Genomic DNA, 1,269 nt, shown 5'->3' with positions numbered 1-1,269 from the left:
TCGGGCGCTCGGGCACGAGTCGGGCACTCGTCTCCGACTCAGGCTGAATAGCTACGATTACTCCTCCGTGGCCACCAGCCCCGTCTGACAGGCGCCCCACTCGGATGGGTCACCTAGCTTGACGTTGGTGCCGCCGAGGCCGCAGTAGCCCGGCTCACGCTTCTACTCTGCTCCAAGTTGGCCGCGGAGACCCCGAAGTCGACGAGCCAGGTCGGGGACGTCATCCAGTTCGCCCTTTGCAAGCGAAAAGACGAGAGTCTCAGCCTCGTCCACATCCCGGTACTCCAGTATCTCCCCGTTATCCTCGAGAAACGCTACAGCGGCGGCCCAACCGAGTCGCTTGTTGCCGTCCACCAAGGGGTGGCCCAGGACGATGCTGTGCATCAGCGCGGCGGCCTTCTCCCACAGGTCCGGATAGGCGTCCTCGCCGAACACCGATGTCTGCGGACGCAGCACTGCCGCGTGCAACTGACCGCCGTCGCGCACGTCCACCACAGGGAGCACGGCGCTGGCCAGAGCGAGGATGTCCTCTGTCGTCGGAAAGGAGGTCATCGCGCCAGGCGGTCCAGCAGTTCTCGATCGCGTTGTGCGATCTTCCTGCCCATCGCCTCGTAGCGCTCGCGTCGACGCCGGGCGATGTACTCCTCGATCGCGACGACCATCGCGGAGTTGACGCTCTGCGCGTCACCACTGGCTATCTGCTTGATCTGCTCGTAGGTCTCGTCCCGGAGACGCAGCCTGGTCTCAGCCATGCTCTCAATGGTACCACTTTTCGGTACCACTCCTCGGGTACGTGGACGGCATTCTGGAGCGAGCCTCCGGCGATGTCGTCGGCATCGAGGTTAAAGCGGCGGAGACCGTACGCGCCGACGACTTCAGGGGAATCCAGCATCTGGCCCGCAAACTCAGCGACCGTCTGATCACTGGATACGTCCTCTACGCGGGCCAGGAAACGCTCCCTTTCGGAGACCGAATGCGCGCTCTTCCCCTATCCGCGTTGTGGGAGGCGACCGTAGACTCCTGACCGGCCCAATTCACCGCTTCGCGGCACCCGCTCTGAAACCTCTGGCATGTCCAGAGCGGAGGTCCAGCGACCTGGCTACTCCTCCGACGGGGTCGTCAGCCCCGTCGGGCACCACGCCGAAGCGAAGGGTCACCTGCGTTGACACCGGTGCCCCCGATGCCGCAGTAACCCAGCACCGAATCGCTCTCAGGGTGCGCAGTTCCAGCCTGTGAACGGCGACTACGGCTAACGCGGCCCCGAGCGGA

The 1,269-nt window shown here is 64.6% G+C and carries 2 protein-coding genes; both read right to left on the bottom strand.

The window, feature by feature from the left end; all coding sequences use genetic code 11:
• Window positions 1-162 precede the first annotated feature (162 nt).
• Entirely contained in the window at window positions 163-552 is a 390-nt protein-coding gene (locus AB0O34_RS36905) for a Fic family protein (protein WP_363923665.1), read from the bottom strand.
• Entirely contained in the window at window positions 549-752 is a 204-nt protein-coding gene (locus AB0O34_RS36900) for a hypothetical protein (protein ID WP_363923663.1), read from the bottom strand. The genes AB0O34_RS36905 and AB0O34_RS36900 overlap by 4 nt, the downstream gene beginning before the upstream one ends.
• Window positions 753-1,269: the final 517 nt, after the last annotated feature.

The sequence above is a fragment of the Sphaerisporangium sp. NPDC088356 genome, assembly GCF_040685555.1.
Taxonomy (GTDB): Bacteria; Actinomycetota; Actinomycetes; order Streptosporangiales; family Streptosporangiaceae; genus Sphaerisporangium.
The sequence above is the reverse complement of the archived record's forward strand: the minus strand, read 5'-3'. Positions and strand labels throughout refer to the sequence as shown.